This is a genomic window from Streptomyces sp. NPDC017943 (genome assembly GCF_044328425.1).
GTDB lineage: Bacteria > Actinomycetota > Actinomycetes > Streptomycetales > Streptomycetaceae > Streptomyces > Streptomyces djakartensis_A.
In genome coordinates this window covers 249,943-274,787 of sequence record NZ_JBIRHH010000010.1, presented here as the reverse complement: position 1 = coordinate 274,787, position 24,845 = coordinate 249,943, and the positions used below count along the sequence as shown (strand labels likewise).

At 73.0% G+C, this 24,845-nt stretch carries 25 protein-coding genes; 12 read left to right on the top strand and 13 right to left on the bottom strand.

Going from position 1 to position 24,845, the window contains the following annotated elements:
- Positions 1-140: 140 nt before the first annotated feature.
- Positions 141-1,784: a cation acetate symporter gene (locus ACH4C6_RS29630; protein WP_398111697.1), complete on the bottom strand. Its 1,644-nt coding sequence runs from the start codon at positions 1,782-1,784 to the stop codon at positions 141-143.
- Entirely contained in the window at positions 1,781-2,137 is a 357-nt protein-coding gene (locus ACH4C6_RS29625) for a DUF485 domain-containing protein (protein WP_398111696.1), read from the bottom strand. Before ACH4C6_RS29625 ends, ACH4C6_RS29630 begins: the two co-directional genes overlap by 4 nt.
- A gap of 262 nt (positions 2,138-2,399) precedes the next feature.
- Between ACH4C6_RS29625 and ACH4C6_RS29620 the strand changes: the two genes are divergently transcribed.
- From ACH4C6_RS29620 to ACH4C6_RS29590, 7 genes are all read left to right on the top strand, one after another.
- Positions 2,400-3,929, top strand: coding sequence for a S8 family serine peptidase (locus tag ACH4C6_RS29620; protein WP_398111695.1), 1,530 nt, complete (start codon positions 2,400-2,402; stop codon positions 3,927-3,929).
- 68 nt (positions 3,930-3,997) lie between these two features.
- Complete coding sequence (locus ACH4C6_RS29615; protein ID WP_398111694.1) at positions 3,998-5,518, top strand: S8 family peptidase; 1,521 nt, start codon at positions 3,998-4,000, stop codon at positions 5,516-5,518.
- 247 nt (positions 5,519-5,765) lie between these two features.
- Positions 5,766-6,758, top strand: a complete 993-nt coding sequence (locus ACH4C6_RS29610) for a DEDDh family exonuclease (protein WP_398111693.1) — start codon at positions 5,766-5,768, stop codon at positions 6,756-6,758.
- 101 nt (positions 6,759-6,859) lie between these two features.
- Complete coding sequence (locus tag ACH4C6_RS29605) at positions 6,860-7,093, top strand: hypothetical protein (protein WP_279545926.1); 234 nt, start codon at positions 6,860-6,862, stop codon at positions 7,091-7,093.
- Positions 7,094-7,142: 49 nt separating this feature from the next.
- Complete coding sequence (locus ACH4C6_RS29600) at positions 7,143-7,940, top strand: SURF1 family protein (RefSeq protein WP_398111691.1); 798 nt, start codon at positions 7,143-7,145, stop codon at positions 7,938-7,940.
- Positions 7,941-8,094: 154 nt separating this feature from the next.
- Positions 8,095-9,888 (top strand): glycoside hydrolase family 15 protein, encoded by a 1,794-nt coding sequence (locus tag ACH4C6_RS29595; protein ID WP_398111690.1) that lies wholly within the window; start codon positions 8,095-8,097, stop codon positions 9,886-9,888.
- A gap of 5 nt (positions 9,889-9,893) precedes the next feature.
- The gene (locus ACH4C6_RS29590; RefSeq protein ID WP_398111689.1) at positions 9,894-10,649 is read left to right on the top strand and encodes an SDR family oxidoreductase; all 756 of its coding nucleotides are present in this window, start codon (positions 9,894-9,896) and stop codon (positions 10,647-10,649) included.
- Between the two features lie 24 nt (positions 10,650-10,673).
- Here ACH4C6_RS29590 and amaP read toward each other — a convergent pair whose 3' ends face one another.
- The 5 genes from amaP to ACH4C6_RS29565 are packed head-to-tail and all read right to left on the bottom strand — an operon-like array spanning position 10,674 to position 13,029.
- Entirely contained in the window at positions 10,674-11,261 is a 588-nt protein-coding gene (gene amaP, locus ACH4C6_RS29585; RefSeq protein ID WP_398111688.1) for an alkaline shock response membrane anchor protein AmaP, read from the bottom strand.
- Positions 11,258-11,944 (bottom strand): DUF6286 domain-containing protein, encoded by a 687-nt coding sequence (locus tag ACH4C6_RS29580; RefSeq protein WP_398111687.1) that lies wholly within the window; start codon positions 11,942-11,944, stop codon positions 11,258-11,260. Before ACH4C6_RS29580 ends, amaP begins: the two co-directional genes overlap by 4 nt.
- On the bottom strand, positions 11,941-12,315 hold the full coding sequence (locus tag ACH4C6_RS29575) for an Asp23/Gls24 family envelope stress response protein (protein ID WP_398111686.1): 375 nt from the start codon (positions 12,313-12,315) through the stop codon (positions 11,941-11,943). Before ACH4C6_RS29575 ends, ACH4C6_RS29580 begins: the two co-directional genes overlap by 4 nt.
- Before the next feature lie 5 nt (positions 12,316-12,320).
- Positions 12,321-12,503 (bottom strand): hypothetical protein, encoded by a 183-nt coding sequence (locus tag ACH4C6_RS29570; RefSeq protein WP_398111685.1) that lies wholly within the window; start codon positions 12,501-12,503, stop codon positions 12,321-12,323.
- A gap of 49 nt (positions 12,504-12,552) precedes the next feature.
- Positions 12,553-13,029, bottom strand: coding sequence for an Asp23/Gls24 family envelope stress response protein (locus tag ACH4C6_RS29565; RefSeq protein WP_398111684.1), 477 nt, complete (start codon positions 13,027-13,029; stop codon positions 12,553-12,555).
- Positions 13,030-13,117: 88 nt separating this feature from the next.
- Between ACH4C6_RS29565 and ACH4C6_RS29560 the strand changes: the two genes are divergently transcribed.
- Positions 13,118-13,831: a nucleopolyhedrovirus P10 family protein gene (locus ACH4C6_RS29560; RefSeq protein ID WP_398111683.1), complete on the top strand. Its 714-nt coding sequence runs from the start codon at positions 13,118-13,120 to the stop codon at positions 13,829-13,831.
- Between the two features lie 25 nt (positions 13,832-13,856).
- Here ACH4C6_RS29560 and ACH4C6_RS29555 read toward each other — a convergent pair whose 3' ends face one another.
- From ACH4C6_RS29555 to ACH4C6_RS29545, 3 genes are all read right to left on the bottom strand, one after another.
- Positions 13,857-14,660 (bottom strand): enoyl-CoA hydratase/isomerase family protein, encoded by an 804-nt coding sequence (locus ACH4C6_RS29555; RefSeq protein WP_398111682.1) that lies wholly within the window; start codon positions 14,658-14,660, stop codon positions 13,857-13,859.
- Between the two features lie 149 nt (positions 14,661-14,809).
- A complete protein-coding gene (locus ACH4C6_RS29550) occupies positions 14,810-15,028 on the bottom strand; it encodes a helix-turn-helix domain-containing protein (protein WP_010037790.1) in 219 nt (72 codons plus the stop codon).
- A gap of 361 nt (positions 15,029-15,389) precedes the next feature.
- Positions 15,390-16,988 carry an ABC-F family ATP-binding cassette domain-containing protein gene (locus tag ACH4C6_RS29545; protein WP_398111681.1) on the bottom strand — a complete coding sequence of 533 codons (1,599 nt, stop codon included), beginning with the start codon at positions 16,986-16,988 and terminating at the stop codon, positions 15,390-15,392.
- A gap of 247 nt (positions 16,989-17,235) precedes the next feature.
- On the opposite strand from ACH4C6_RS29545, the gene ACH4C6_RS29540 reads away from it, so the two are divergent.
- Positions 17,236-17,649, top strand: a complete 414-nt coding sequence (locus ACH4C6_RS29540; protein ID WP_398111680.1) for a VOC family protein — start codon at positions 17,236-17,238, stop codon at positions 17,647-17,649.
- Here ACH4C6_RS29540 and ACH4C6_RS29535 read toward each other — a convergent pair.
- From ACH4C6_RS29535 to ACH4C6_RS29525, 3 genes are all read right to left on the bottom strand, one after another.
- A complete protein-coding gene (locus tag ACH4C6_RS29535; RefSeq protein ID WP_398111679.1) occupies positions 17,646-19,046 on the bottom strand; it encodes a hypothetical protein in 1,401 nt (466 codons plus the stop codon). The two genes, ACH4C6_RS29540 and ACH4C6_RS29535, sit on opposite strands and share 4 nt — an antisense overlap.
- Before the next feature lie 194 nt (positions 19,047-19,240).
- The gene (locus tag ACH4C6_RS29530) at positions 19,241-20,368 is read right to left on the bottom strand and encodes an alpha/beta hydrolase family protein (protein WP_398111678.1); all 1,128 of its coding nucleotides are present in this window, start codon (positions 20,366-20,368) and stop codon (positions 19,241-19,243) included.
- A 72-nt stretch (positions 20,369-20,440) separates the two neighbouring features.
- Positions 20,441-21,181, bottom strand: a complete 741-nt coding sequence (locus tag ACH4C6_RS29525; protein WP_398111677.1) for a class II aldolase/adducin family protein — start codon at positions 21,179-21,181, stop codon at positions 20,441-20,443.
- Positions 21,182-21,565: 384 nt separating this feature from the next.
- Between ACH4C6_RS29525 and ACH4C6_RS29520 the strand changes: the two genes are divergently transcribed.
- From ACH4C6_RS29520 to ACH4C6_RS29510, 3 genes are all read left to right on the top strand, one after another.
- On the top strand, positions 21,566-22,813 hold the full coding sequence (locus tag ACH4C6_RS29520) for an anion permease (RefSeq protein WP_398111676.1): 1,248 nt from the start codon (positions 21,566-21,568) through the stop codon (positions 22,811-22,813).
- A gap of 33 nt (positions 22,814-22,846) precedes the next feature.
- Positions 22,847-23,068, top strand: a complete 222-nt coding sequence (locus tag ACH4C6_RS29515) for a hypothetical protein (RefSeq protein WP_369197704.1) — start codon at positions 22,847-22,849, stop codon at positions 23,066-23,068.
- Positions 23,069-24,578: 1,510 nt separating this feature from the next.
- Positions 24,579-24,782 carry a hypothetical protein gene (locus ACH4C6_RS29510; RefSeq protein WP_398111675.1) on the top strand — a complete coding sequence of 68 codons (204 nt, stop codon included), beginning with the start codon at positions 24,579-24,581 and terminating at the stop codon, positions 24,780-24,782.
- Positions 24,783-24,845 lie beyond the last annotated feature (63 nt).

Below are 24,845 nucleotides of genomic sequence, written 5' to 3'. Positions count from 1 at the left end.
CCGGAGCACTGTTCTCCGACACCTGCGAGCCTACGTGACCGCACCGGCATCACCACAGGGCTCGATCCCACGACGCACGGCGCGGCCGCGCCGCAGGGACCTGGAGGTTCCTACGAGGCGGCCGCGCGGAGGGGTCGTGCTCAGTGGGCTCCGGTGCCGGTCAGCGACCTGACCTCCAGCTCCGCGTACTTCTTGGCGTCGGGCTCCTCCTTGGACAGGACCGTGCCGAGCCAGCCCATGAGGAAGCCGAACGGGATGGAGATGATGCCCGGGTTCTTCAGCGGGAACCAGGCGAAGTCGACCTCGGGGAACATGGCCTTGGGGTCGCCGGAGACGACCGGCGAGAACAGCACGAGGCCGACGGCGACGATCAGGCCGCCGTAGATCGACCACAGGGCGCCCTGGGTGGTGAAACGCTTCCAGAACAGGCTGTAGAGGATCGTCGGCAGGTTGGCGGAGGCCGCGACGGCGAAGGCGAGGGCGACCAGGCCGGCCACGTTCAGGTCGCGGGCCAGGGCACCCAGGCCGATCGAGACGATGCCGATGAACAGGGTCGCCCAGCGGGCCGCGCGGACCTCCTCGGCGCCGGACGCCTTGCCCTTGCGGATGACGTTGGCGTAGATGTCGTGCGCGAAGGACGACGAGGAGGCCAGGGTGAGTCCGGCGACCACCGCGAGGATCGTCGCGAAGGCCACCGCCGAGATGGTGGCGAGCAGGATCGCGCCCCAGGCCGAGTCGACCCCGCCCAGGTGCAGGGCGAGCAGGGGCGCGGCCGTGTTGCCGGAGGGGTTGGAGGCGATGATCTCGTCCTGGGAGATGAGCGCGGCGGCGCCGAAGCCGAGGGCGATGGTCATCAGGTAGAAGGCGCCGATGATGCCGATGGCCCAGTTGACGGACTTCCGGGCGGCCTTGGCGTTGGGCACCGTGTAGAAGCGGATCAGGATGTGCGGCAGGCCGGCGGTGCCGAGCACCAGGGCGATGCCCAGGGAGATGAAGTCCAGCTTGGAGGTGCCGGTCGCGCCGTACTGGAGGCCGGGCTCCAGGAAGGCGGCGCCCTTGCCGCTGTTCTCGGCGGCCTTGCCGAGCAGGTCGGAGATGTTGAAGTCGAACTTCAGCAGCACCAGGAAGGTGATGAGGATCGTGCCGCCGATGAGCAGCACGGCCTTGACCATCTGCACCCAGGTGGTGCCCTTCATGCCGCCGATGGAGACGTAGACGATCATCAGGACGCCGACCAGGGCGACGATGAGGATCTTGCCGGCGTCGGAGGTGATGCCGAGCAGCAGCGAGACGAGGACGCCGGCACCGGCCATCTGGGCCAGCAGGTAGAAGATCGACACGACGATCGTGGAGGTGCCGGCGGCGGTGCGGACCGGGCGCTGGCGCATGCGGTAGGCCAGCACGTCGCCCATGGTGTAGCGGCCGGAGTTCCTGAGCGGCTCGGCGACCAGGAGCAGGGCGACGAGCCAGGCGACCAGGAAGCCGATGGAGTACAGGAAGCCGTCGTAGCCGAAGATGGCGATGGCGCCCGCGATGCCGAGGAACGAGGCGGCGGACATGTAGTCGCCGGAGACGGCGAGGCCGTTCTGGAAGGCGCTGAACTGGCGGCCGCCGGCGTAGAAGTCGGCCGCGTCCTTGGTCTGGCGGCCGGCCCAGATGGTGATGCCGAGGGTGGCGAGGACGAACAGCGCGAACAGGGTGATGATCAGCGGGCGGTGCTCGCTGGCCTCGTTCGCCGCCAGGACGTGCTGCTGGGCGAGGAAGGTCTGCTGTGCGGGGCTCATGCGCCGCCCTCCATCCGGGTCTTGATGGCCTCGGCCTTGGGGTCGAGCTTCGCGGCGGCGTGCCGCGAGTACCACCAGGCGATGAGGAACGTGGTGACGAACTGGGCGACGCCGAGGACGAAGGCGACGTTGATGTTGCCGAACAGCTCGGTGCCCATGAAGCCGCCCGCGTAGTTCGACAGCAGGACGTACAGCAGGTACCAGGCGATGAAGGCGATGGTCAGCGGGAAGGCGAAGGAGCGGTAGGAGCGGCGCAGTTCACCGAACTCCGCGCTCTCCTGCACCTCGGCGAACTCCTCGGGTGAGGGGAGTGTGTGCTGCTCTTTCGAGGGGGGCGGTGCGTCGGTGGCCACGGGGTCTCCTCGCAAGGACGGAAGCGTTGGGAACGGGGACGGAGGCGAGGACACCGGGGGACCTCGCGCTCCTTGTTCAACGTCACGGCGGCACGGGAGAACCGGTTCAACCCGGCGGCGTTCTTTCCGAGAACCTTCCGACAAAACGTTGCTGGCCAGCGAGAGGCCGGGATAGCTTCGCCCTGCACCACCCCGTCATGTACCTGCCCGAGCACCACCTGTGCCTCGGGCCGGTTTCGTTTCCGGAGGATGTGGAGACCCCATGTCTCACTTGCGTTCCAGACGCCGGCTCGCTCTCGCCGTACCGGTCGTGCTGTCGCTGACGGCCTCGCTGGGCTTCCTGCCCGCCGCCGCGTCCGCGGCCCCGCAGGCGGAGCGAGCCACCCGGACGGCGGACGCGCCGACGCTGGCGTACGTCGTCAACACCACGGTGGACCGGCACACGATCGCCTCGGTCAAGAAGGCGATCGGCAAGGCCGGCGGCTCGGTCGTGGCGGCGTACGAGCGGATCGGCGTCCTCGTCGTCCACTCCTCGAACGCCGAGTTCGCCGCGACCATGCGCACGGTCCGCGGCGTGCAGTCGGCCGGCGCCACCCGCACCGCTCCCCTGACGCCCGCGGGGACGACGGACGAGGGCGCGGTCGAGTACCTGAGCGCCGCCCAGGCGGAGCGCACCCGGGCCGCTTCCACCGAGACGCCCGGGAGCGAGCCCCTCGAGGCGGACCAGTGGGACCTGCGCGCGATCGGCGCCGACAAGGCCGCGAAGATCAACCCGGGCAGCCGCAAGGTGACCGTCGCCGTGATCGACACCGGCGTGGACGACACCCACCCCGACATCGCCCCCAACTTCTCCCCCGGCCAGTCCGCCAACTGCGCGGGCGGCAAGGCCGACACCACCGAGGGTGCCTGGCGGCCGTACACGCCCGAGGACTACCACGGCACGCACGTCGCCGGTGAGATAGCCGCGGCCCGCAACGGGGTCGGCGTCGCGGGCGTCGCGCCCGGCGTGAAGGTGTCCAGCATCAACGTGACCGACCGGGCCAGCGGGCTCTTCTACCCGGAGAACGTCGTCTGCGCGTTCGTGTTCGCCGCCGACCACGGCGTGGAGATCACGAACAACAGCTACTACGTCGACCCGTGGCTGTACAACTGCGAGGGGGACCCGGACCAGCGGGCCATCGTCGACGCGGTCAACCGGGCCCAGCTGTACGCCCAGAAGAAGGGCACGCTGAACATCGCCTCGGCGGGCAACTCCAACCACGACCTGGACGCCGACGCGATCGTCGACACCACCAGCCCGAACGACACCACGCCCGTCGAGCGGACCATCGACCCGCACGAGTGCTTCGACATCCCGACCCAGCTGCCGGGTGTCGTCACCGTCAGCGCGACGGGCGTCGACAACCTCAAGTCGTACTACTCGACGTACGGCAAGGGCGTCGTGGACGTCGCCGCGCCGGGCGGCGACCGCCGCTACCAGATCCCGGACACGCCCTCCAAGGACGGCCGGATCCTGTCCACGCTTCCGAACGGCGCGTACGGCTTCCTCCAGGGCACGTCGATGGCCTCGCCGCACGTCGCCGGTGTCGCCGCGCTGCTGAAGTCGAAGCACCCGTGGGCCCCGCCGGCCGTGCTGCAGGCGCTGCTGAAGGCACAGGCAGACCGCACCGCCTGCCCGGAGTCCTACGACCAGGACGGCAACGGCACCCAGGACGCGGTGTGCAAGGGCGGTCCGGCCGTCAACGGCTTCTACGGCCACGGCATCGTCAACGCGCTGCGCGCGGTCAAGTGACCTCTCGCCGCACGCACTTCCGAACCATCCGCACCATCAGCTCGTACCGTGAACGAACTGGAGACACCATGACCGCGCCGCACGCGCGCTACCGCCGCGCCGTCGCCATCCCGGCCGGGATGGCCATGGCCACCGCCCTCGCCTTCCTGCCGAACACCGTCGCCACGGCCGCCGAGGACGCCCCCGCGGCCGTCTCGGCCGACGCGACGCCGCTGAGCTACGTCGTCAACGTCGCGCCGGGCCACGGCACCTCGGCCTCCGTGAAGAAGGCCGTCGCCAAGGCCGGCGGCACGATCGTGACGTCGTACGACCAGATAGGCGTCATCGTCGTCCACTCCTCGAACCCGGACTTCGCCAAGACCATCCGCACGGTGCGCGGCGTGCAGTCGGCCGGGGCCACCCGCACCGCGCCGCTGCCCTCGGCGACGACCGGCGACCTGGGCTCGCCGAAGGTGCTGAGCGCGGCCGAGGTCGCCGAGGCGGAGGCGGCGGAGGGCCAGGACCCGCTCGAGGGCCTGCAGTGGGACCTGCCCGCCATCAAGGCGGACAAGGCGCACGAGAAGTCGCTGGGCAGCAAGAAGGTCACGGTCGCCGTGATCGACACCGGTGTGGACGACACCCACCCCGACATCGCGCCGAACTTCGACCGCAAGGCGTCGGTCAACTGCGTGTCGGGCAAGCCGGACACGGCCGACGGCGCCTGGCGGCCGAGTGCGGCGGAGAGCCCTCACGGCACGCACGTCGCCGGTGAGATAGCCGCGGCCAAGAACGGCGTCGGCATGACCGGTGTCGCGCCCGGCGTGAAGGTGTCCGGCATCAAGGTGTCCAACCCGGACGGCTTCTTCTACACGGAGGCCGTGGTCTGCGGCTTCGTGTGGGCAGCCGAGCACGGGGTCGACGTGACGAACAACAGCTATTACACCGACCCCTGGTACTTCAACTGCAAGAACGACCCGGACCAGAAGGCGCTCGTGGAGGCCGTCACGCGTGCCTCGCGGTACGCGGAGAAGAAGGGCGCGGTCAACGTCGCGGCGGCCGGCAACGAGAACTACGACCTGGCCTCCGACGAGATCACCGACCCGTCGTCCCCGAACGACACCACCCCGGGCGACCGGGTCGTCGACCCGTCCGAGTGCCTGGACATCCCGACGCAGCTGCCGGGTGTCGTCACGGTCGCCTCGACCGGCGCCAAGGGCCTGAAGTCGTCCTTCTCCAACTACGGCCGGGGCGTCATCGACATCGCCGCGCCCGGCGGTGACTCGACGGCCTACCAGAAGCCGGAGCCGCCGGCCACGAGCGGCCTGATCCTGGGCACGCTGCCGGGCGGCAAGTGGGGTTACATGGCCGGTACGTCGATGGCGTCCCCGCATGTCGCGGGTGTCGCCGCCCTCATCAAGTCGACGCACCCGTACGCCCCGCCGGCGCTGGTGAAGGCGCTGCTGTACGCGGAGGCCGACGCCAAGGCGTGCACGGACCCGTACGACATCGACGCCGACGGCAAGGTCGACGCGGTGTGCGAGGGCCCGAAGAACCGCAACGGGTTCTACGGCTGGGGCGTCGCCGACGCGCTGGACGCGGTGACCAAGTAGGACCGCGGACCGGGTGGGCCGCGCACGGCCCACCCGGTCCACCCGGTCCACCCGCTGGTGACGGCACCGCGGGTCGGACGGCCCGCATCTCGCCACCCCGGGACACGGCGGGCGCGACTGACCGTCGATCAGACGTACGCCCCGTGAACGGACAGACCGGACAAGCCGTCTGAGGGGGCGTCGGGACGGCGGGCCCGGCGCACCTGGCGGACGGCGGTGTCAGTCGCGGCCCGTATCCTCGTGAACCATGCTGGATGACCTGACGACCGCCCTGTTCTCCGCCACGGCGTGGCCGGCCGCCTACCCCCGGGGATACGCGGTCGTCGACGTGGAGACCACGGGCCTGGCGCGGCACGACCGCATCATCTCCGCGGCCGTCTACCGGCTGGACGCCCGCGGCGAGGTCGAGGACCACTGGTACACGACGGTCAACCCCGAGCGCGACCCCGGTCCCGTCTGGATCCACGGCCTGACGAGCGAGGCGCTGGAGGGCGCTCCCCTCTTCGCGGACATCGCCGAGGAGTTCGCGGCCCGGCTGACGGACCGGGTGCTCGTCGCGCACAACGCCGTCTTCGACTGGCAGATGATCGCCCGCGAGTACGCCCGCGCCCGGCGGGAGGCCCCGGTGCGGCAGCGGCTGTGCACCATCGCCCTGTCCAAGGAGCTGGGGCTGCCGCTGCCCAACCACAAGCTGGAGTCCCTCGCCGCGCACTTCGGCGTGGTCCAGCAGCGGGCACACCACGCGCTGGACGACGCGCGGGTGCTGGCGGAGGCGTTCCGCCCGAGCCTGCGGACCGCCGCGGCGCGGGGCGTCCGACTGCCGCTGCACGAGTGCCTGCCGCTGACCGAGTGGACGGACCGGCCCGTCACACCCCGCATCGGGCAGCAGGCGGCCTACGGCGGCCACCGGCAGGGCGGCTGGCGTCCCTCCCGCAAGCGCCCCGCCTGCCCGTACCCCAACCCCGGGCGCTACGAGCCGGGCGGGCGGCTCAAGCAGGGCATGCGGATCGCCTTCTCCGGCGACACCTCCACCGAGCGGGAGCTGCTGGAGGACCGTGCGACCGAGGCCGGGCTGCACGTGGCCACGAGCCTGTCCCGGCTCACCAGCCTGCTCGTCACGAACGACCCGGACTCGGGCACGTCCAAGGTGGTCAAGGCCCGCCAGTTCGGCACACCGGTCGTGGACGAGGCGGCCTTCGGGCAGCTCCTCGCGGACGTGGAGCCGGCAGCGCCGCAGTGAGCGCGCCCGCACACCGCACCGACCGTACGGACGGGTGATTGCCGGGCGACTCGCCCGGCCGCCACTCGCCCGCGCGGGGACGACGGCCCACCCTGTGGCGCATGGCGACCTGTGAGGTTTGTGGCAATCAGTACGGAATGACCTTCGAGGTGCACGCGCAGGGCGCGGTGCACGTCTTCGACTGCTTCGCCTGTGCGATCCACCGCATGGCCCCCATCTGCGAGCACTGCCGGGTGCAGATCATCGGCCAGGGCGTCGACGTCGACGGCCAGTGGTACTGCGGCGCCCACTGCGCCCGGGCCGAGGGAAAGGTGGGCATTGTCGACAAGGTGTGAACCGGTACCCGCCTGATTGCACCCCACGACCGAGTTGTACGGTCGTGGGGTGTACCGCTTCCTCATGTCCCGGCAGTGGGTGATCCTCGTGCTGGTCGCCCTGCTCCTCATCCCCACGATGATCCGCCTGGGCATATGGCAGATGCACCGCTACGAGGAGCGGACCGCCCGCAACCAGCTGGTCACCGACGCCCTGGCGGCGAAGCCGGTGCCCGTGGAGTCGCTGACCGGCCCGGGGCACACCGTCACCAGCGCCGAGCGCTACCGCACGGTGATCGCCCAGGGCCGCTTCGACGCCGAGGACGAGGTCGTGGTGCGCCGCCGCACCAACTCCGACGACGAGGTCGGCTACCACGTGCTCACCCCGTTCGTCCTGGACGACGGCAAGGTGCTGCTGGTGAACCGGGGCTGGGTCCCGGGCGACCGCAGGAGCCAGTCCGCCTACCCGAAGGTCCCGGCCCCGCCGGGCGGTGAGCTGACCGTGCGGGGGCGGCTGATGCCGAGCGAGACGACCGAGGCGAGCGGGATCAAGAACCTCCAGGGCCTGCCGGACCGGCAGGTCATGCTGATCAACAGCGAGCAGCAGGCGCGGCGCCTGAAGGCGGAGGTGCTCGGCGGGTACATCGCCCAGACGGCGCCCGAGCCCGCCGGCGACACCCCCGAGCCGCTGGGCGACCCGGGCAAGGAGGACGCCGCGCTGAACTACGCGTACGCCGTCCAGTGGTGGCTGTTCGCCGCCGCCGTCCCGGTCGGCCTGGTCGTCCTGGCCCGCCGGGAGGCCCGGGACCGGGGCCAGGCGGCGAAGGAGACCACGTCCGGCGAGGCGGCGGAACCGGCGGCGGTCTGAGGCGTCGGTCCGAGGCGGTCCGCCGCTCCGAGGGGGCGGTCCGAGAGCGCCGTCGGCCCTCCCCCGCGGAGTGAGGTCCACGCCGTCGGGGACATGTCACCCACAGGGGCCTCTGCCCTGATTGCGGCGCCGACTTGCCGGGAACCCGCACTGCGTGCACCCCCGTATCGAGGACTACGCGCTCATCGGCGACGAACAGACGGCGGCCCTGGTCTCCACGGACGGATCCGTGGACTGGCTGTGCCTGCCCCGGTTCGACTCCGCCGCCTGCTTCGCCAAGCTGCTCGGCGACGAGGACAACGGCCACTGGCGCATCGCCCCCGTCGGGGCGGACCGCTGCACCCGGCGCGCCTACCGCCACGACACCCTCGTCCTGGACACGGAGTGGGAGGTGGAGCAGGGCGCGGTACGGGTCACCGACCTGATGCCGCAGCGCGACCAGGCCCCCGACCTCGTCCGGATCGTCGAGGGCCTCGACGGCGAGGTGACGCTGCACAGCGTCCTGAAGCTGCGCTTCGACTACGGGTCGATCGTCCCGTGGGTGCGCCGGTCCGACGGCCACCGCGTCGCCGTCGCCGGCCCCGACTCGGCCTGGCTGCGCAGCGAACCGGAGGTCCACAGCTGGGGCGAGGACTTCGCCACGCACGCCGAGTTCACGGTCAAGAAGGGGGAGAAGGTCGCGTTCGTCCTGACCTGGCACCCCTCGCACGAGCCGCGCCCGGCTCTGGTCGACCCCCACGAGTCCCTGCGCCACAGCGTCGAGGACTGGCGGGCCTGGGTCGCGCACTGCCGCTACGACGGGCCGTACCGCGACGAGGTGGTGCGCTCCCTGATCACGCTCAAGGCGCTCACCTACGCCCCGACCGGCGGCATCGTCGCCGCCGCCACGACCTCCCTGCCCGAGGAGCCCGGCGGGGTGCGCAACTGGGACTACCGCTACTGCTGGCTGCGCGACGCCACCCTCACCCTCAACGCCCTGCTCGCCGCGGGCTACCAGGAGGAGGCCGAGGCCTGGCGGAACTGGCTGCTGCGCGCGGTCGCGGGCGACCCGGCCGACCTGCAGATCATGTACGGGGTGGCGGGCGAGCGGCGGCTGCCCGAGTTCGAGCTGCCCTGGCTGTCCGGCTTCGAGGGGTCCGCGCCCGTGCGGATCGGCAACGACGCCGTGAACCAGCTCCAGCTGGACGTCTACGGCGAGGTCATGGACTCCCTGTCGCTGGCCCGCGAGTCGGGGCTGTCGCCGCAGCCCGACGTGTGGGCGCTGCAGCGGGCCCTGATGGACTTCCTGCGCACGCACTGGCGGCAGCCGGACGAGGGGCTGTGGGAGGTGCGCGGCGGCAGACGCCAGTTCGTGCACTCGAAGGTGATGGTGTGGGTGGCCGCCGACCGGGCCGTGCGCACCCTCGAGGCCCACCCGGAGCTCGACGGCGACCTGGACGGCTGGCGGGCGCTGCGCGAGGAGGTGCACCGCGAGGTCTGCGAGAAGGGCTACGACGCCGAGCGCAACACCTTCACGCAGTCCTACGGCTCGCGTGAGCTGGACGCCGCCCTGCTGCTCATCCCGCGCGTCGGGTTCCTGCCGCCGGACGACCCGCGGGTGATCGGCACCATCGACGCGGTCCGCGAGGAGCTGGAGCACGGCGGCCTGCTGCGCCGCTACAGCACCACCCCGTCCGACGTCACGGAGGTCGACGGCCTGCCCGGCAGCGAGGGCACCTTCCTGGTGTGCTCGTTCTGGCTGGCGGACGCGCTGCACATGGCGGGCCGGACGAAGGAGGCCCGGGAGCTGTTCGAGCGGCTGGTGGGCCTGGCCAACGACGTCGGCCTGCTGTCCGAGGAGTACGACCCGGTGGCCGGCCGGCAGCTCGGCAACGTCCCGCAGGCGTTCAGCCACATCGGCCTGGTGCACACCGCCCTCGCCCTGTTCGGGGAGGACGGGGCAGGATAGGGGCCATGGATCTTGGACTGAAGGACCGGGTGTACGTCGTCACCGGGGCCACGCGCGGCCTCGGTCACGCCTCCGCGCGCGAGCTCGTCGCGGACGGCGCGAAGGTGGTCGTCTCCGGGCGGGACGAGGAGAGCGTGGCGAACGCGGCAGCCGCGCTGGGACCGAACGCGGTCGGGGTGGCCGTCGACAACGCCGACCCGGAGGCGGCGGAACGGCTGATCACCGCCGCGCGCGAGCACTTCGGCCGCTTCGACGGCGTCCTCGTCAGCGTGGGCGGGCCGCCGGCCGGTTTCGTCGCCGACAACACCGACGAGCAGTGGCAGACGGCGTTCGCGTCGGTGTTCCTCGGCGCGGTGCGGCTGGCCCGCGCCGCGGCGGCCGAGCTGGACGCCGGGGGCGTCGTCGGGTTCGTGCTGTCCGGGTCGGTGTACGAGCCGATCCCCGGCCTGACCATCTCCAACGGGCTGCGCCCCGGGCTGGCCGGGTTCGCCAAGTCGCTGTCCGCGGAGCTCGGGCCGCGCGGGATCCGGGTGGTCGGGGTGCTGCCGGGGCGGATCGACACGGACCGGGTGCGTGAACTGGACGCGCTGTCGGCGGACCCGGAGGCCACCCGGGCGGCGTCGGAGTCGCGGATCCCGCTGCGGCGCTACGGGGCGCCCGAGGAGTTCGGCCGGGTGGCCGCGTTCCTGCTGTCGCCCGCGGCGTCCTACCTGACGGGGGTCATGGTGCCCGTCGACGGCGGCGCCCGGCACGGCTTCTGAACCGCCCGCCGCCCCGGGCCGGTCTCAACTGACCCGTTCGGCCCCGTGCTTGACGCCCTTCAGCCGCACCTCGGCGGGCAGCGACTCCAGACCGGCCGAGGCCCGGGCGTGGGTCAGGGGGCCGGCGGCGAAGTCGTGCAGCGCCGTCCCGGGGTCCACGTGTGGTTCCAGCGCGAGGCGCACCCGGGCCTCGGGGGTGCTGTGGCGGCCCGTCAGACGGGCCTGGGCCCGGCCCACACCGTCGATGTGGGCGGCCTCCTGGGTGAGGACGTCCTCCACGGCCCGGCCGCGCAGCAGGGCCCCCTCGCCGTCGCCGGTGTCGACGAGGACCTCGGCGAGGCGGCGGCGGCGCAGCACCGCGACGAGCCACCACAGGGCGAGCAGCAGCAGGACGGCCAGCGCGGCGATGACGACGGGCCACCACCAGCTCTCGTCCTGCCAGCGGGTGCGCTCGGCCTCGCTCAGCAGCACGTCGTGCCGGTCGTGGTGGATCCACCACGAGGGCACGGGCGCGCCGAGGCCCACGGCCAGGACGGAGCCGCCCAGCACCAGCAGCACCAGGCCCACCAGTGCGAGGAACACGCGGTCGACGATCCTGAGCACCGCTCTCACCCCTTCCGGCCGGGCCGCCGCACCCGCACCTTGAGCGCGGGCGGGTGGGACAGGCCCAGGCCGCCGACCGCTCCGGTGAGCACGTCGTCCAGGTCGGTTCGTACGTCGTCCAGTTCACGGAAGTGCGACTCGGCCCGCACGGCCGCCCGGCGCCTGCGCACCTTGACCCGTGCCGACTGCACACCGGGCACCTCCATGGCCCGGTCGCGCAGGGCGGTCGCGGCGGCGTCCCGGTGCAGCCCGGCCCGTACGTCGGGATGGGTGCGCCGCATGGGGAGCACGGACCGCAGACCGGGCGTGCAGGCGAGGACCAGGAGCCAGAGCCCGAGGGCGGCGGCGACCCCGGCCCCGACGAGCACCCAGGTGTCGTCCAGGGGCAGTTGGGCGAGCTGGTCGGCCAGCTCGCGGCGCCAGTACATGCCCGGCCGGCCGGCGCGGACGGAGACGATGTCGTAGAGGAACAGTCCGGCGAGGCCCAGCAGGAGCAGGGCGACGATGCCCGCCGGGACGCGGCGCGCCGACCAGAAGCGGCCCGCGCGGCCGGTCGCCTTCTCGGGAACGGGTTGCTGCGGTCCGTCACCGGGCGGCGTCTCCCCTGGGCCGGGGCCGTTCCCCTGCGCCTCCACGACCGGCAGGCGTCGCGTGTCGTCCTGCGACGGCTCGGAGCCGTGGGGCCGGTTCATCGCGTCCTCTCCTGTGCCGCGCCCAGGGCGGGGGCCAGGTGCAGCCGCTCGACGTGGACGACGACCTCGGGTACCTCCATGCCCACCAGGGTGCCCACCCGTTCGGCGACCCGCCGGCGCACACGGCGGCAACGGTCGCCGATGTCGCACGGGTAGTCGAGTTCGACGTGCACCCGGACGTGGGCGACGTCGTGGTGCACCACCACGGTCGCGGAGGGCGCCCCGGCGGACGGCGGCAGTGTCCCGACGGCCTCGCGGGCCGCCTGTGAGGCGACCTTGGAGACGACCCGGTCGGCGATCCGGGTCGCCCCGCGCTCCCCCGGCGGCACGACGGCCGGGGATCGTTCGAGTTCACCGGCCCCCGCGCTCATCGGTGTCACCGCCGCCGTTCACGGGTGCGGAAGAAGTCGCCGAGTTCCATGTCCCCCTCCAGGAACCGGCCGACGACGAAGCCGACGGCGCCCAGTGCCGCCACCAGCAGGAAGGCACCGAATCCACCGAAATATCCGGCGAACGCCAGTGCCATGCCGGCGATCATGCCGGCCACGGCCATGCTCATGCGCTCCTCAGCTCCTCAGCCTGTGTGGGGTCGTCCGCGGACCGGTGGCTCACTGGATCCGGCGTTCCGGCTCTTCCTCCTCCTCGTCGGGCAGCTTCACGTCGCTCACCGCGATGTTGACCTCGACGACCTCCAGGCCCGTCATCCGCTCGACCGCGGTGATGACGTTCTCCCGCACGTCGCGGGCGACGTCGGCGATCGACACGCCGTAGTCGACGACGATCTCCAGGTCGAGGGCCGCCTGCACCTCGCCGACCTCGGCCTTCACGCCGCGGGTCACGCCCGACTTCTGACCGCCCGGCACACGGTCGCGCACGGCGCCGAAGGTGCGGGACAGGCCGCTGCCCATGGCGTGCACGCCGTCCACGTCCCGGGCGGCGAGGCCCGCGATCTTCTCCACGACGCCGTCGGCGATGGTGGTCCGGCCCCGGGAACCCGGGTCGCCACCGCCGTGCTTGGCCAGCGGGCTCCTGCGCGCCGCCGCCGACTCGCTCTCCCCGCCCCGGTTCTCCGTCATGTCAGTCATCGCCGTACGTCCTTTTCGGTCGTCGTCCTGAGACCCACGGTAAGCACGGTTGCGCGGACGCGCGCCTCTGATGCGGCAGGCTGGAGGAATGACGGCGGATCGCTGGACGCAGGCAGTGAGACATCAGCTGGGCATCGGCAGGCTGCTGCCCCTCGGTGACGCGCGGGACGGCGCGTGGATCACGGAGCGGGCGGCCGAGGCGGTGCTGGCGGGCGCGGTGCGGGGCGTCCCGGGCGTGCGCCTGGGCCCGCTGCGGATCGCGCTGGCCGACCCGGAGGACGCGGAGGAGTCCGCGGTGCCGGCTCCGCCGAGCGCGTTGCCGTTCGGGCCCCTCCGGGTGACGGCACACTTCGCGGCCACGGCGTCGCGGCCGCTGCCGGCGACGTCGGCGCAGCTGCGGGAGGCGCTGGCCACGGCGGCGGCGCAGCGGCTCGGTCTCGACGTGTCGGACGTGGACCTGCGGGTGACGGGCCTGCTGGACGAGCAGGACGTGGAGCGGCCGGCCGTCGAGGAGAGCGAACTGCCGCCGCAGGCGCGGGCCGAGGACGGCGACGCGGGCGTCGTGGCCGCCGCCGCCCGGGCGGTTCCGGGCGTGCTGCGGCTGACCGGCACGCTGGGCCGGCCGGTGCATCTGGAAGAGGTCCCGGGGAAGGCCGCGCTGACGCACCGCCACGTCCGGCTGGAGGTGGCGGTGGCCGCGGACCACCGCAGCCGGGACGTGGCGCGCGCCGTCCGCGAGGCGGTCGGCGCGGCCTTGCCCGACCGGCCGACGGTGGCGGTCGTCGTGAGCGCGGTCGGCTGACCGCGCTCCCGGCCGGGCCGCGTTCTCAGTCGCCGACGCCCGCGAGGTCCCGCAGCCGGCGTGCCTGGGCCTGGCGCTCGGCGCCGCGCTGCTCCTCGTAGGTGCGGTCCTGGGCGCCGCGCAGCAGGGCCTTGGTCTCGATCACGGCGTCGCGGGGCGCGGCGAGGAGGGCCGCGACGAGGTCGCGCACGGTGTCGTCGAGCTGGCCGGTGGGCACGGCCACGTTGGCGAGCCCGGTGCTCACGGCCTCGTCGGCCGTGACGAAGCGCCCGGTCGCGCAGATCTCCAGCGCGCGGGCGTATCCCACGAGGCCCACCAGCGGGTGCGTGCCGGTGAGGTCGGGCACGAGTCCGAGGCTCGTCTCGCGCATGGCGAACTGCACGTCGTCGGCGACGACGCGCAGGTCACAGGCCAGGGCGAGCTGGAAGCCCGCCCCGATGGCATGCCCCTGGACGGCCGCGACGGAGACGATGTCGCTGCGCCGCCACCAGGTGAACGCCTCCTGGTACTCGGCGATGGTCGCGTCCAGCTCGGCGTCGGAACCGCGGGCGAGGTCGATGAACGACGGCTCGCCGTCGAAGCCCTCGGGCGTGAACGCCTGCCGGTCGAGCCCGGCCGAGAAGGACTTGCCCTCGGCCCGGAGCACCACGACGCGGACGGAGCCCGGCAGCTGCCGGCCGGCCTCGGTCAGCGCCCGCCACAGAGCGGGGCTCTGCGCGTTGCGCTTGTCCGGGTTGGTCAGCGTCACCGTGGCGATCGCGTCGTCCACGGTGAGCCGTACGCCGTCCTTGTCGAGTACGGGAACGAGGTCCTGGTCGGGCGAAGCCATGGGACGCCTCCGATGTGTGCGGTCGCCTTCCGTGCCGCACGACGGCTGTCCGCCGCCTCACGGCACGCTCAAGTGACTGCACAGTAACCACCCGGCCGGTCAGTGGGACGACCGGGTGGCCACCATCGAAGCCGTGGGGCCACCCGGGGTCAGGCCGTGGCCTTCTTGCCCCGGGTCGCCCCGCCGCGCCCACGCAGCGTGACGCCCGACTCACTGAGCATGCGGTGCACAAAGCCATACGAGCGGCCGGTCTCCTCGGCCAACGCCCGGATGCTCGCACCGGCGTCGTACTTCTTCTTCAGGTCTGCCGCGAGCTTGTCGCGCGCGGCGCCGGTCACCCGGCTGCCCTTCTTCAGAGTCTCGGCCACCCGTGCCTCCTCAAGGAAGTGCGCTCTGGTCTCCTCATGATCACCCCTCCGGGCCGCGATGGCCACCCATTCGGCAAGGTCCGTGAGACAAGGTTGTGACGACGGGAGCGCGTCCCCACATCCGGAATCTGCGATTCCGAAGAGGGCCGTCCGCCCGGCCGAACGCGTCGGGGCGGGAAAGGCCAGGTCAGAAAGGCGGCGCGGTCGAGCCCTGGAGGATCGGGGACTCGGCCGCGAAATCGATGTAGGACACACCTCGGTACGAGGAGATCTCACACAGATGATGGATCACCGTTGGGCCGAATGATCCATACGCCGTTGATCACGCCTGCGGCCGGGCGGTACCGGCGGCACGGGCAGGTCAGGCCAGGGCGACGAGATCCGCGTAGTCGGCGCCCCACAGGTCCTCGACGCCGTCCGGCAGCAGGATGATCCGCTCCGGCTGGAGTGCCTCGACGGCGCCCTCGTCGTGCGTGACCAGGACGACGGCGCCCTTGTAGGTGCGCAGCGCCCCGAGGATCTCCTCGCGGCTGGCCGGGTCGAGGTTGTTGGTCGGCTCGTCGAGCAGCAGCACGTTCGCCGAGGACACCACGAGGGTGGCGAGGGCGAGGCGGGTCTTCTCACCGCCGGAGAGGACTCCGGCCGGCTTGTCGACGTCGTCGCCGGAGAACAGGAACGAGCCCAGCACCTTGCGGACCTCGACGAGATCCATGTCGGGTGCGGCGGAGCGCATGTTCTCCAGGACCGTGCGGTCCGGGTCGAGGGTCTCGTGCTCCTGGGCGTAGTACCCGAGCTTCAGGCCGTGCCCGGGGACCACCATGCCGGTGTCGGGCTGCTCGACGCCGCCCAGCAGCCGCAGCAGGGTGGTCTTGCCCGCGCCGTTGAGGCCGAGGATGACCACGCGGCTGCCCTTGTCGATGGCCAGGTCGACGTCGGTGAAGATCTCCAGCGAGCCGTACGACTTCGACAGGCCCTCGGCCATCAGCGGGGTCCTGCCGCAGGGCGCGGGCTCGGGGAAGCGGAGCTTGGCGACCTTGTCGGACTGGCGCACCGCCTCCAGGCCGGAGAGCAGCTTGTCGGCGCGGCGGGCCATGTTCTGCGCGGCGACCGTCTTGGTGGCCTTGGCGCGCATCTTGTCGGCCTGCGAGTGCAGGGCGGCGGCCTTCTTCTCGGCGTTGGCGCGCTCGCGCTTGCGGCGCTTCTCGTCGGCCTCGCGCTGCTGCTGGTAGAGCTTCCAGCCCATGTTGTAGACGTCGATCTGGGCGCGGTTGGCGTCCAGGTAGAACACCTTGTTGACGACCGTCTCGACCAGGTCGACGTCGTGGGAGATCACGATGAAGCCGCCGCGGTAGGTCTTGAGGTAGTCGCGCAGCCAGACGATCGAGTCGGCGTCGAGGTGGTTCGTCGGCTCGTCCAGCAGCAGGGTGTCCGCGTCGGAGAACAGGATGCGGGCCAGCTCGATGCGGCGGCGCTGACCGCCGGAGAGCGTGTGCAGTGGCTGGCCGAGCACCCGGTCGGGCAGGTTGAGCGCGGCGGCGATGGTGGCGGCCTCGGCCTCGGCGGCGTACCCGCCCTTGGTGAGGAACTCCGTCTCCTGGCGCTCGTACTGCTTCATCGCCTTGTCACGGGTGGCGCCCTTGCCGTTGGCGATGCGCTGCTCGTTGTCGCGCATCTTGCGGATCAGGACGTCGAGGCCACGGGCCGACAGGATGCGGTCGCGGGCCAGGATGTCGAGGTCCCCGGTGCGGGGGTCCTGGGGCAGGTAGCCGACCTCACCGGAGCGCGTGATGGTGCCCCCTGCGGGCATGCCCTCGCCGGCGAGGCACTTGGTGAGGGTGGTCTTGCCCGCGCCGTTGCGGCCGACCAGGCCGATGCGGTCGCCCTTGGCGACACGGAACGTGGCGTTCTCGATGAGGACACGGGCACCGGCGCGCAGCTCGATACCGGAAGCGGAGATCACGGACAGACTCCAGGGCGGATACGGGGGCGGGAAGGGGCGGCTGAGGACGTTCCCGCCGTCTAATGCGCGAGGAGAAAGGCCATGACGACAGTCTAACGGGGCGGTGCAACCAGTTTTTCTGCGTGCGGGTGTTCGGTTCGTCTCGCCGGGTCGTCGGCCGTGCCCGGTGCCAGACTGGACAGGGACCGGCCGGAGCGGGTCCGGATCGCCCCGGATCCCGGCGACCGCTGACCAGGGAGTGATCGGCATGGCAGGCACGTCCGGCGGACGTCCGGGCATCTGCCCGACGCTGCTGTACCGGGACGCGAAGGCGGCGATCCGCCAGCTCACCGAGGGTCTCGGCTTCACGGAGCTGTCGGTGTACGAGGGCGAGGACGGCTCGGTCCTGCACGCCGAGCTGGTGCAGGGCAACGGGGCGGTGATGATCGGCACCCGGGGCACCGGCACCGTCTTCGACCGCGCGATGACGGGCGCCGGCACCACGGGGGTGTACGTGGTGGTGGACGACGTGGACGCGCACCACCGCCGTGCCGTGGAGCACGGGGTGGAGATCCTGATGCCCCCGACGGACCAGGACTACGGGTCCCGGGACTACATGGCCCGGGACGTCGAGGGCAACGTCTGGAGCTTCGGCACCTACGCGCCCGGGGCGGGCGGCTAGCTGCCGCCGGTGTGCACCTGGAACGCGGCCCGGCGTACGGCCTTGGCCAGGGCGGGGTCGGGGTGGGCGGCGGCCAGGGCGACGAGCACCTGGACGGTGCGCGGGTGCCCCACCGCCCGGACCTCGTCCAGGAGCATCGGCACGGTCGGCTGCACCGCGGACTCCAGGTGTCTGACGAGCAGCGGAGCCTCGCCGTGGTCGGCGACGGCGGCGGCGGTGTCCACCCACAGCCAGGTCGCCTCCTGACGGGTGAGGACCTCGTGGGCGTCCTCCGGGTCGGCTCCGTCGTGCTCGGCCAGCCACAGCAGCGCGTACGGCCGCAGCGTGGGCTCGTCCAGCACGGCGCGGACGTCCGGCTCGGCGGGGGCGCCGACGACCCGCAGCGCCTCGAAGGCCAGGCCGCGCAGCAGGGCGTCCTCACCGCGGGCGGCCGCCAGCAGCTCGGTGACGGCACCGCCGACGGTCCGGGCCGCGAGCCAGGCGCGGTACTCGGCGCGGGCCGCGTTGGGACGCAGCTGGGCGCAACCGCGCAGCATGTCCTCGGCGGACTGCTCGATGTTCCCGGCGGGGCTCTGCGCGGCGACGCAGATCTGCTCCAGCTTGACCCACACGGCCCAGCTGCCGAGCGGGGTGAGCGTGGCCTGCCCGTCGCCGTAGGTGAGGGCGCCGACGGAGGCGAGGGCGCGCAGGGCCCAGTCGAGCAGGGGGGCGAGCGGGGCGTCGACGGGCGCCGGCTCGGCGGGCGGCTCCGGCCGCGGGCCGTAGGGCACCTCGCAGCGGGCGGTACGCAGCTCGGTGACGCGCTGCTCCAGCAGGTCGAGGAGCTGCTCCACGGGGACCGGGCCGGCGGACAGCTGGAGGAAGGTGAGCGTCTGCGGCATGGCCGAGACGACCTCGGCGACGGCGGCGGGCTCGTGGCCCTCGGGCTCCGGGCAGGCGAGCGACCAGGCGTCGAAGAGGGCGACCCAGCCGCGCAGCACGGCGCTGTCGTCGCGGTCCCAGGCGCGCAGCCGCCAGCCCGGGCGGGCGCTGTCCCCGTGCACCTCGACGAGTCCGGCGAGGCGGGCGGTGTCCCAGTCGGCCCGCACCTGATCGGGGGTCAGCCCGAGGTCGAGGGCGGCCCGTTCGGCGGTCGCGTCGGAGAGGGTGGCCTTGCCGTCGGCGGTGGCGCCGTCCCGGCCGGGGCCGAGCGCGGTGTCGGCCCAGCGGGCGACGCGGGCCGCGTCGGCCAGGCCCAGGCGTGCCATTCGGGCCAGCTCCGCCGGGGCCGGGGTGCCCTCCGGGGGGCGGGGCGCGGGTCGGCGCGAGCGCCGCTGGTTCATCGCTCGGGGGGCGGCGGCCAGGGGTCGCGGGCGGACGAGTCGAAGCCTGGAGTCGCGCGGGATACGGGACGTCACGGGTGCAGTCTTCCGGTTGACGGTCCGAAAACCCAAACGGAATGTCACCGCGGGCGACGAGGATGGCCAAGGCACCGGCTCCCCGAGGTGCTCGGGGAGGGGAACCGGCCAGTGGTACGGCACTAAACGGAATCCTTACGACCGGTCGGCCGGGAGACGAACGAGCCGTGTCTCCGGCCACCCGGGCCGGGCGGTCACATGAGGGGCGTGAGGAAGCGGCGCAGGGCCTCCTCGTAGCCCTTGGGGTCGGCGTTCCACATGGCTCCGTGCGGGGCGTGGGCGACCGTGTGCAGGGCGACGGTGTCCGGGCGGGACTCCGCGAGCCGGCGGGAGAGCCGCCAGGGCGCCACCGCGTCGTCCGGTCCGTGCAGCAGCAGTGCGGGGACGCGCAGCCCGTCGGACGGGGGCGCGTCGGCGACGCGGTCGCCGTAGAGGCCGGTGCGCCCCTGGGCGGCGCGCACCGCCAGGGGCAGCAGCGCGCTCGGGGTGTGGCGGGCCGAGGCCAGGGCGCGCAGGGTGGTCTCCCAGTCGAGGACCGGGGAGTCGAGGACGAGCCCGGAGATGTAGTCGCGCAGTCCCGAGCGCTCGGAGGCGCGCAGGGCCATGGTGGCACCCGTGGACCAGCCGTGCAGGACGACCTGCCGGGCCCCCTGGCGCACCGCGTGCCGGATGGCCGCGTCGAGGTCGCGCCACTCGGTCTCGCCGAGGTGGCTCAGGCCGTCGGGCGAGCGGGGTGCGCCGACGTCTCCGCGGTAGGCCGGGGCGAGCACCGGGAAGTGGTGGCGGTTGAGGAACTCCATGACGTTGAGGGCGAGTTCCCGGCTGGTGCCCAGGCCGTGCACGGTGATCACCCAGGTCTCCCGGGCACCGGGGACGAACCAGGCGGGCAGGGGGCCGAGTTCGCCGATGATGTCGACGTCCTCGTACGCCAGGCCGAGGGCGGTGCGGGGGTTGCCGACGTACACGTTGGGGGTCAGCCAGGCCTTGTCCCCGCGCTGGAAGGAGCCGTGCGTGACGGCCTCCAGGCGGCGCACGACGGTGTCGGCGGTGGGCGAGGCACCCTGGAGGACGGGGCCGACGACGGCGTGGGAGCCGTCCCCGGCCAGGCCGTAGCGGCCGGGTCGCAGGGCGGCGAGGTCCCGGGTGAGGCTGATCTGCCCGGCGGCCGTGCCGTGGACCGTGAGCCGCGGCTCGGTGGGCAGCGGACGGCCCGGGGGCGCCTTCAGCGCGGCGTGGCTGGCGAACCGGCCGGCGGCCACCGCGGCGGCACCGGCTCCCAGGACGGCGGTGACGGCAGCGGCCGTCGCTTTGACAGTGCGCACCGCTCCAGTGTCCTGGCCGGGCCGCCGCGCGACCAGTGGGAGGGGGCCGTGGAGTGATCCGCCGCCGTGCGGTCAGCCGCGCTGGCCGTACCCGCGCAGGCGTTCCTCCACCTCGGTGAGCTGCCGCCGGGACAGCAGGCTCGGGCTCAGGCCGGGCACGGAGGCGGCGGTGAGCCAGACGCGGCACATCCACTCCAGCTGGGCCGTGCGGTCGTAGGCCTGGGCGAGGGTGGCGCCGTGGGTGACGGTGCCGTGGTTCTGCAGGAGGCAGCCGGAGCGGCCGTCGAGGGCCCGGAGCATGTTCGCGGCGAGCTCGTCGGTGCCGTAGGTGGCGTAGGGGGCGACCCGGACGGGTCCGCCGAGGGCGGCGGCCATGTAGTGGATCAGCGGGAGCTCGGTGACGAGCGTGGAGACGGCCGTGGCGTGGACGGCGTGGGTGTGGACGACGGCCCGGGCGCCGGTGGACCGGTGGAGCGCGAGGTGCATGGGCAGTTCGCTGGTCGGGACGAGGGTGCCGAGGACCTGCCGTCCGTCGAGGTCGACGCCGGTCACGTCGCCGGGTGCGAGCCGGTCGTAGGGGACGCCGGAGGGGGTCACGAGGACGGTGTCGCCGACGCGCACCGAGACGTTGCCCGAGGTGCCCACGACGAGCCCGTCGGTCACCGTCCGGCGGGCCGTCGCGACGAGCTCCTCCCAGGCGCGCGCCTCCTCGGGCGTCGCTCCCCGGGCGTGCGCCTCCCCCACGTCCCGCGCGCCCTGCGCCTCGCCGGGATTCCGTCCGCCGTGCCCGGTGCCGTCCCGCTGTTCCGCCATGCGGCGATCCTGCCAGGCGGCCGCGCAAGGCGCCCCGGGCCGGGGCCGGTTCCGGCCCGGTCGCGGACGGCGCACCTCGCCCGTATACGGCCGCGTCCCCCGACGGCCGGCTGCCCCGGTGGCGTCGCACCGCCCTTGCGATCACCCCTGGTCGATCACCCGTCACTACGCGTCGGGTACTCTGCCTGTGGGCTGCCGCGGTCACTCGATCGGCTGAAGCGGTACGCGCGGGGCATCCGGTCGCCGGGGGGCGGGGACCCTGACAGCAGGGCGGAACGGCAACCCTCGTTTGTGGACACTCCCGCGCCCCTCCCAGTTCATCTTCCGTTCACTCGGGTTACCTACGTTCGTCCAGCCAACGACCTCGAACGATTGCCTGGGTAAATGGAAAGCTTCTCGCTGATCCTCGCGATTGTGGTGGTAACCGCACTCGCGTTCGATTTCACGAACGGTTTCCACGACACCGCGAACGCGATGGCCACGACCATTTCCACGGGCGCCATGAAGCCCAAGGTCGCGGTCGCCATGTCCGCCGTCCTCAACCTGGTCGGCGCCTTCCTCTCCGTGGAAGTCGCCAACACGATCTCCAAAGGCCTCGTCGACGAGGCCGGCATCCGGCCCGAGGTCATCTTCGCCGCCCTGGTCGGCGCGATCCTCTGGAACCTGCTGACGTGGCTGGTCGGTCTGCCGTCCAGTTCCTCGCACGCCCTGATGGGCGGTCTGATCGGCGCCACGATCGCCTCGGCGGGCGCCGGTGCGGTGCACGGCGACGTGCTGGTCACCAAGGTGCTGATCCCGGCGATCGCCGCGCCGCTGGTCGCGGGCATCGCGGCGATGCTCGGCGCGCGGCTGACCTACAAGCTGGGCAAGCGGGCCGAGGACACGGAGTCCGCCAAGAAGGGCTACCGGGCCGGCCAGATCGCCTCGGCGGGACTGGTCTCCCTGGCGCACGGCACCAACGACGCGCAGAAGACCATGGGCATCATCACCCTCGCCCTGGTCGCCGGCGGCACCCTCGCCCCCGACTCGGACCCGCCCACCTGGGTCATCCTCTCCGCGGGCGTCGCCATCGCCCTCGGCACCTACCTGGGCGGCTGGCGCATCATCCGCACCATGGGCAAGGGCCTGACCGACCTCCAGCCGCAGCAGGGCTTCGCCGCCCAGACCAGCGCGGCCACGGTCATCCTGGCCTCCTCGCACCTCGGCTTCTCCCTGTCCACCACCCACTCCGTCTCCGGCGCCGTGATGGGCGCGGGCCTCGGCCGCAAGGGCGGCGTGGTCCGCTGGTCGACGGCGACGCGGATGTTCGTCGCGTGGGGCCTGACACTGCCGGCCGCGGCCCTGGTGGGCGCGCTCGCCGAGTACGTCACGGGCTTCGGTGACTGGGGCACCGCCGTGGTGGCCCTCTTCCTGGTCGCCTCCAGCGCGGCCATCTGGAAGCTCTCGCGCCGCGAGGTCGTCGACCACACCAACGTCAACGACACCGAGGAGGCGGAGCCGGCCGGCGTGGTGACCACGGCGATGGCCGCGGTGACGCCGCCGCCCGCGGGCCAGATCGCGGAGGAGCCGGTCCCGGCGTTCCCGGCGCAGGCCACCTCCGAGCGGGCCACCTCCACGACCACCCCGGTCTGATCCGGGCACCGGTAACAAGGAAGAGTCACTGAGATGAAGATCGACTGGGCGGCCCTCGGTTCCGTCTTCGGCGTCAGCCTCGTGGTCACCGTGGCCCTGGTGGGCCTGTTCACCCTCGGCATCACCGGTCTGTCCCGCCGCGAGCGGGCGGCCGCCGAGGGCGGCTCCGCGGGCCTCGCCGTCACCGGCGCCTACGCCTGCTTCGCCGCGTGCGCGGCGGCCGTGGGCTACGGCATCTACCTGATCATGGCCTGACGGCCGCACCGCACGAGCGCGTCCAGCCGGGCGGGCCCGGGCCGGGGGGGCCCGGCCCCCCCCCCCCCCCGCGACCGCCCGGGTGAGCAGCGCGTGTGGCGTCCCGTCCACCGCGGTCGGCCGTTTGCGCAGAACGGAGTCGACGAGGCCGTGGAAGAAGTCGGGTCGCAGCAGGTGGTCGGTGTGCCCGCAGACGACTGCCGCCTCCAGCAGACGCGCGGCGGCCTCCGGTTGGCCCGCGGCCCACTTGCGCGCAGGCCCGGCCGAAGCGGCTCCCGACCGCAACAGGTCCATGAGGTGAGGGAGTTCGGGATGGCCCGGGATCGAAGCGTCCGGCCCTTCGCACAGCCACGCGAGCCAGGCGCGGAGTCTGCCGGCGGGGTCCGCCGTCTCGTACTGGGCGCGGACCAGCCGCCCGGCGAGGCCGGGGACGGTACGCAGGAGGGACTGGGTGAGGGTCATGGTGCCCGGCGTGAACGGGGCGACGACGGCCAGAAGTTGCTCCGCCACCGGATCGGGAGTGTCCTCCGGCAGGTCCTGCCGTACCTCTTCGATGACGTAGGCCAGCGCACCGTCGAGCGGGTGCAGCCCCTCCCGGCTGCCGGGCAGCGCGGCGCGCATGCTCTCGAAGTTGCAGCGGGCGATGTCGGTGCGGTGGCCGAGCAGATCGTCGATCAGCTTGTTGCGGTACTTGTCGGCGGTCTCCGCGTCGGCCATGTGGGCGGCGAGGACCGACAGGTCGGGGGAGGGGTCCGCCAGTTTGCGGGTGGCCAGCACGTCGAGCGAGTCGGGGTCGATCCGCGGCCTGCTCAGTGCCAGGTCGATCCGCTCCCCGGCGACCTCCCGGCCCTCGCGGATCTCCTGGGCGACGGCGAGCGTGGGGTTGAGCGCGGCCAGCACTTCCCGGGCGCGGGCGTGCGCGGACTCGGCGGCGATGTCCAACGGCGCCCGTGCGTCGGCCAGATGCCCCAGCACGCGTTCGCCGCCGTGCTCGCTCCAGCTGCGGATGAGCAGGTCGTGGTAGGAGCGTGCCCCGGCGGACAGCGCGTCGAGGTGCGGCTCCTTCCGGCCCCAGGCCAGGCTCGCCCGGCCGGGATCCGCGGCGTTCCCCCAGTACAGGCGCATCGGCACGTCCGAGCCGAAACTGGTGCAGGTGGCGGCGGACAGGGTGGCCCGCATGCCGAACGGCAGGAGGGCGGCCACGGCGTCGAGCACGAGCAGCAGGTCCAGGGGCGGCCAGCCGCCGGCGCCGGTGACGACGAGGGTGCCGTCCAGCAGATGGGCCGCCGCCGCGGCCAGCCACAGCGGACCGTCGGACATACGAGGGGTGACCAAGGGGGCGATCCGGGTGAGCAGTTGGTCCCCGGGCGAGAACGGCAGGGCGGCCGGGCCCGCGGCCGGCAGCGCCAGCCGTGGCGCGATGTCGAGAGCGGCCCCGGCGAGGGCGCACCAGCCCAGTCCGGCGGCGTGGACGTCGTCACGGGGGACGGCGAGGTGGGTGATGCGGTAGATGGGGCGGTTCGCGTGGTCGACGGCGTCCGTGCTGTCCAGGAGGAAGACCCCGACCGTCGGGGTCCCGTCCGGCTGGGCGGTGGGCCCGATGGTGATCCACGGCAACTGCTCCCCGTGGGTCGGTGTCCCGGGTGACCAGTGGTGGATGGCGCTGTTGAAGTCGGCGCTGCGGTCGGGTGGGTGGGCGGCGAGGACCTGGTAGCCGCCGTTGGTACGGGGCTCCTTGCCCCACACGGCCCAGTCGGCGATCAGCCCCGGTTCCATG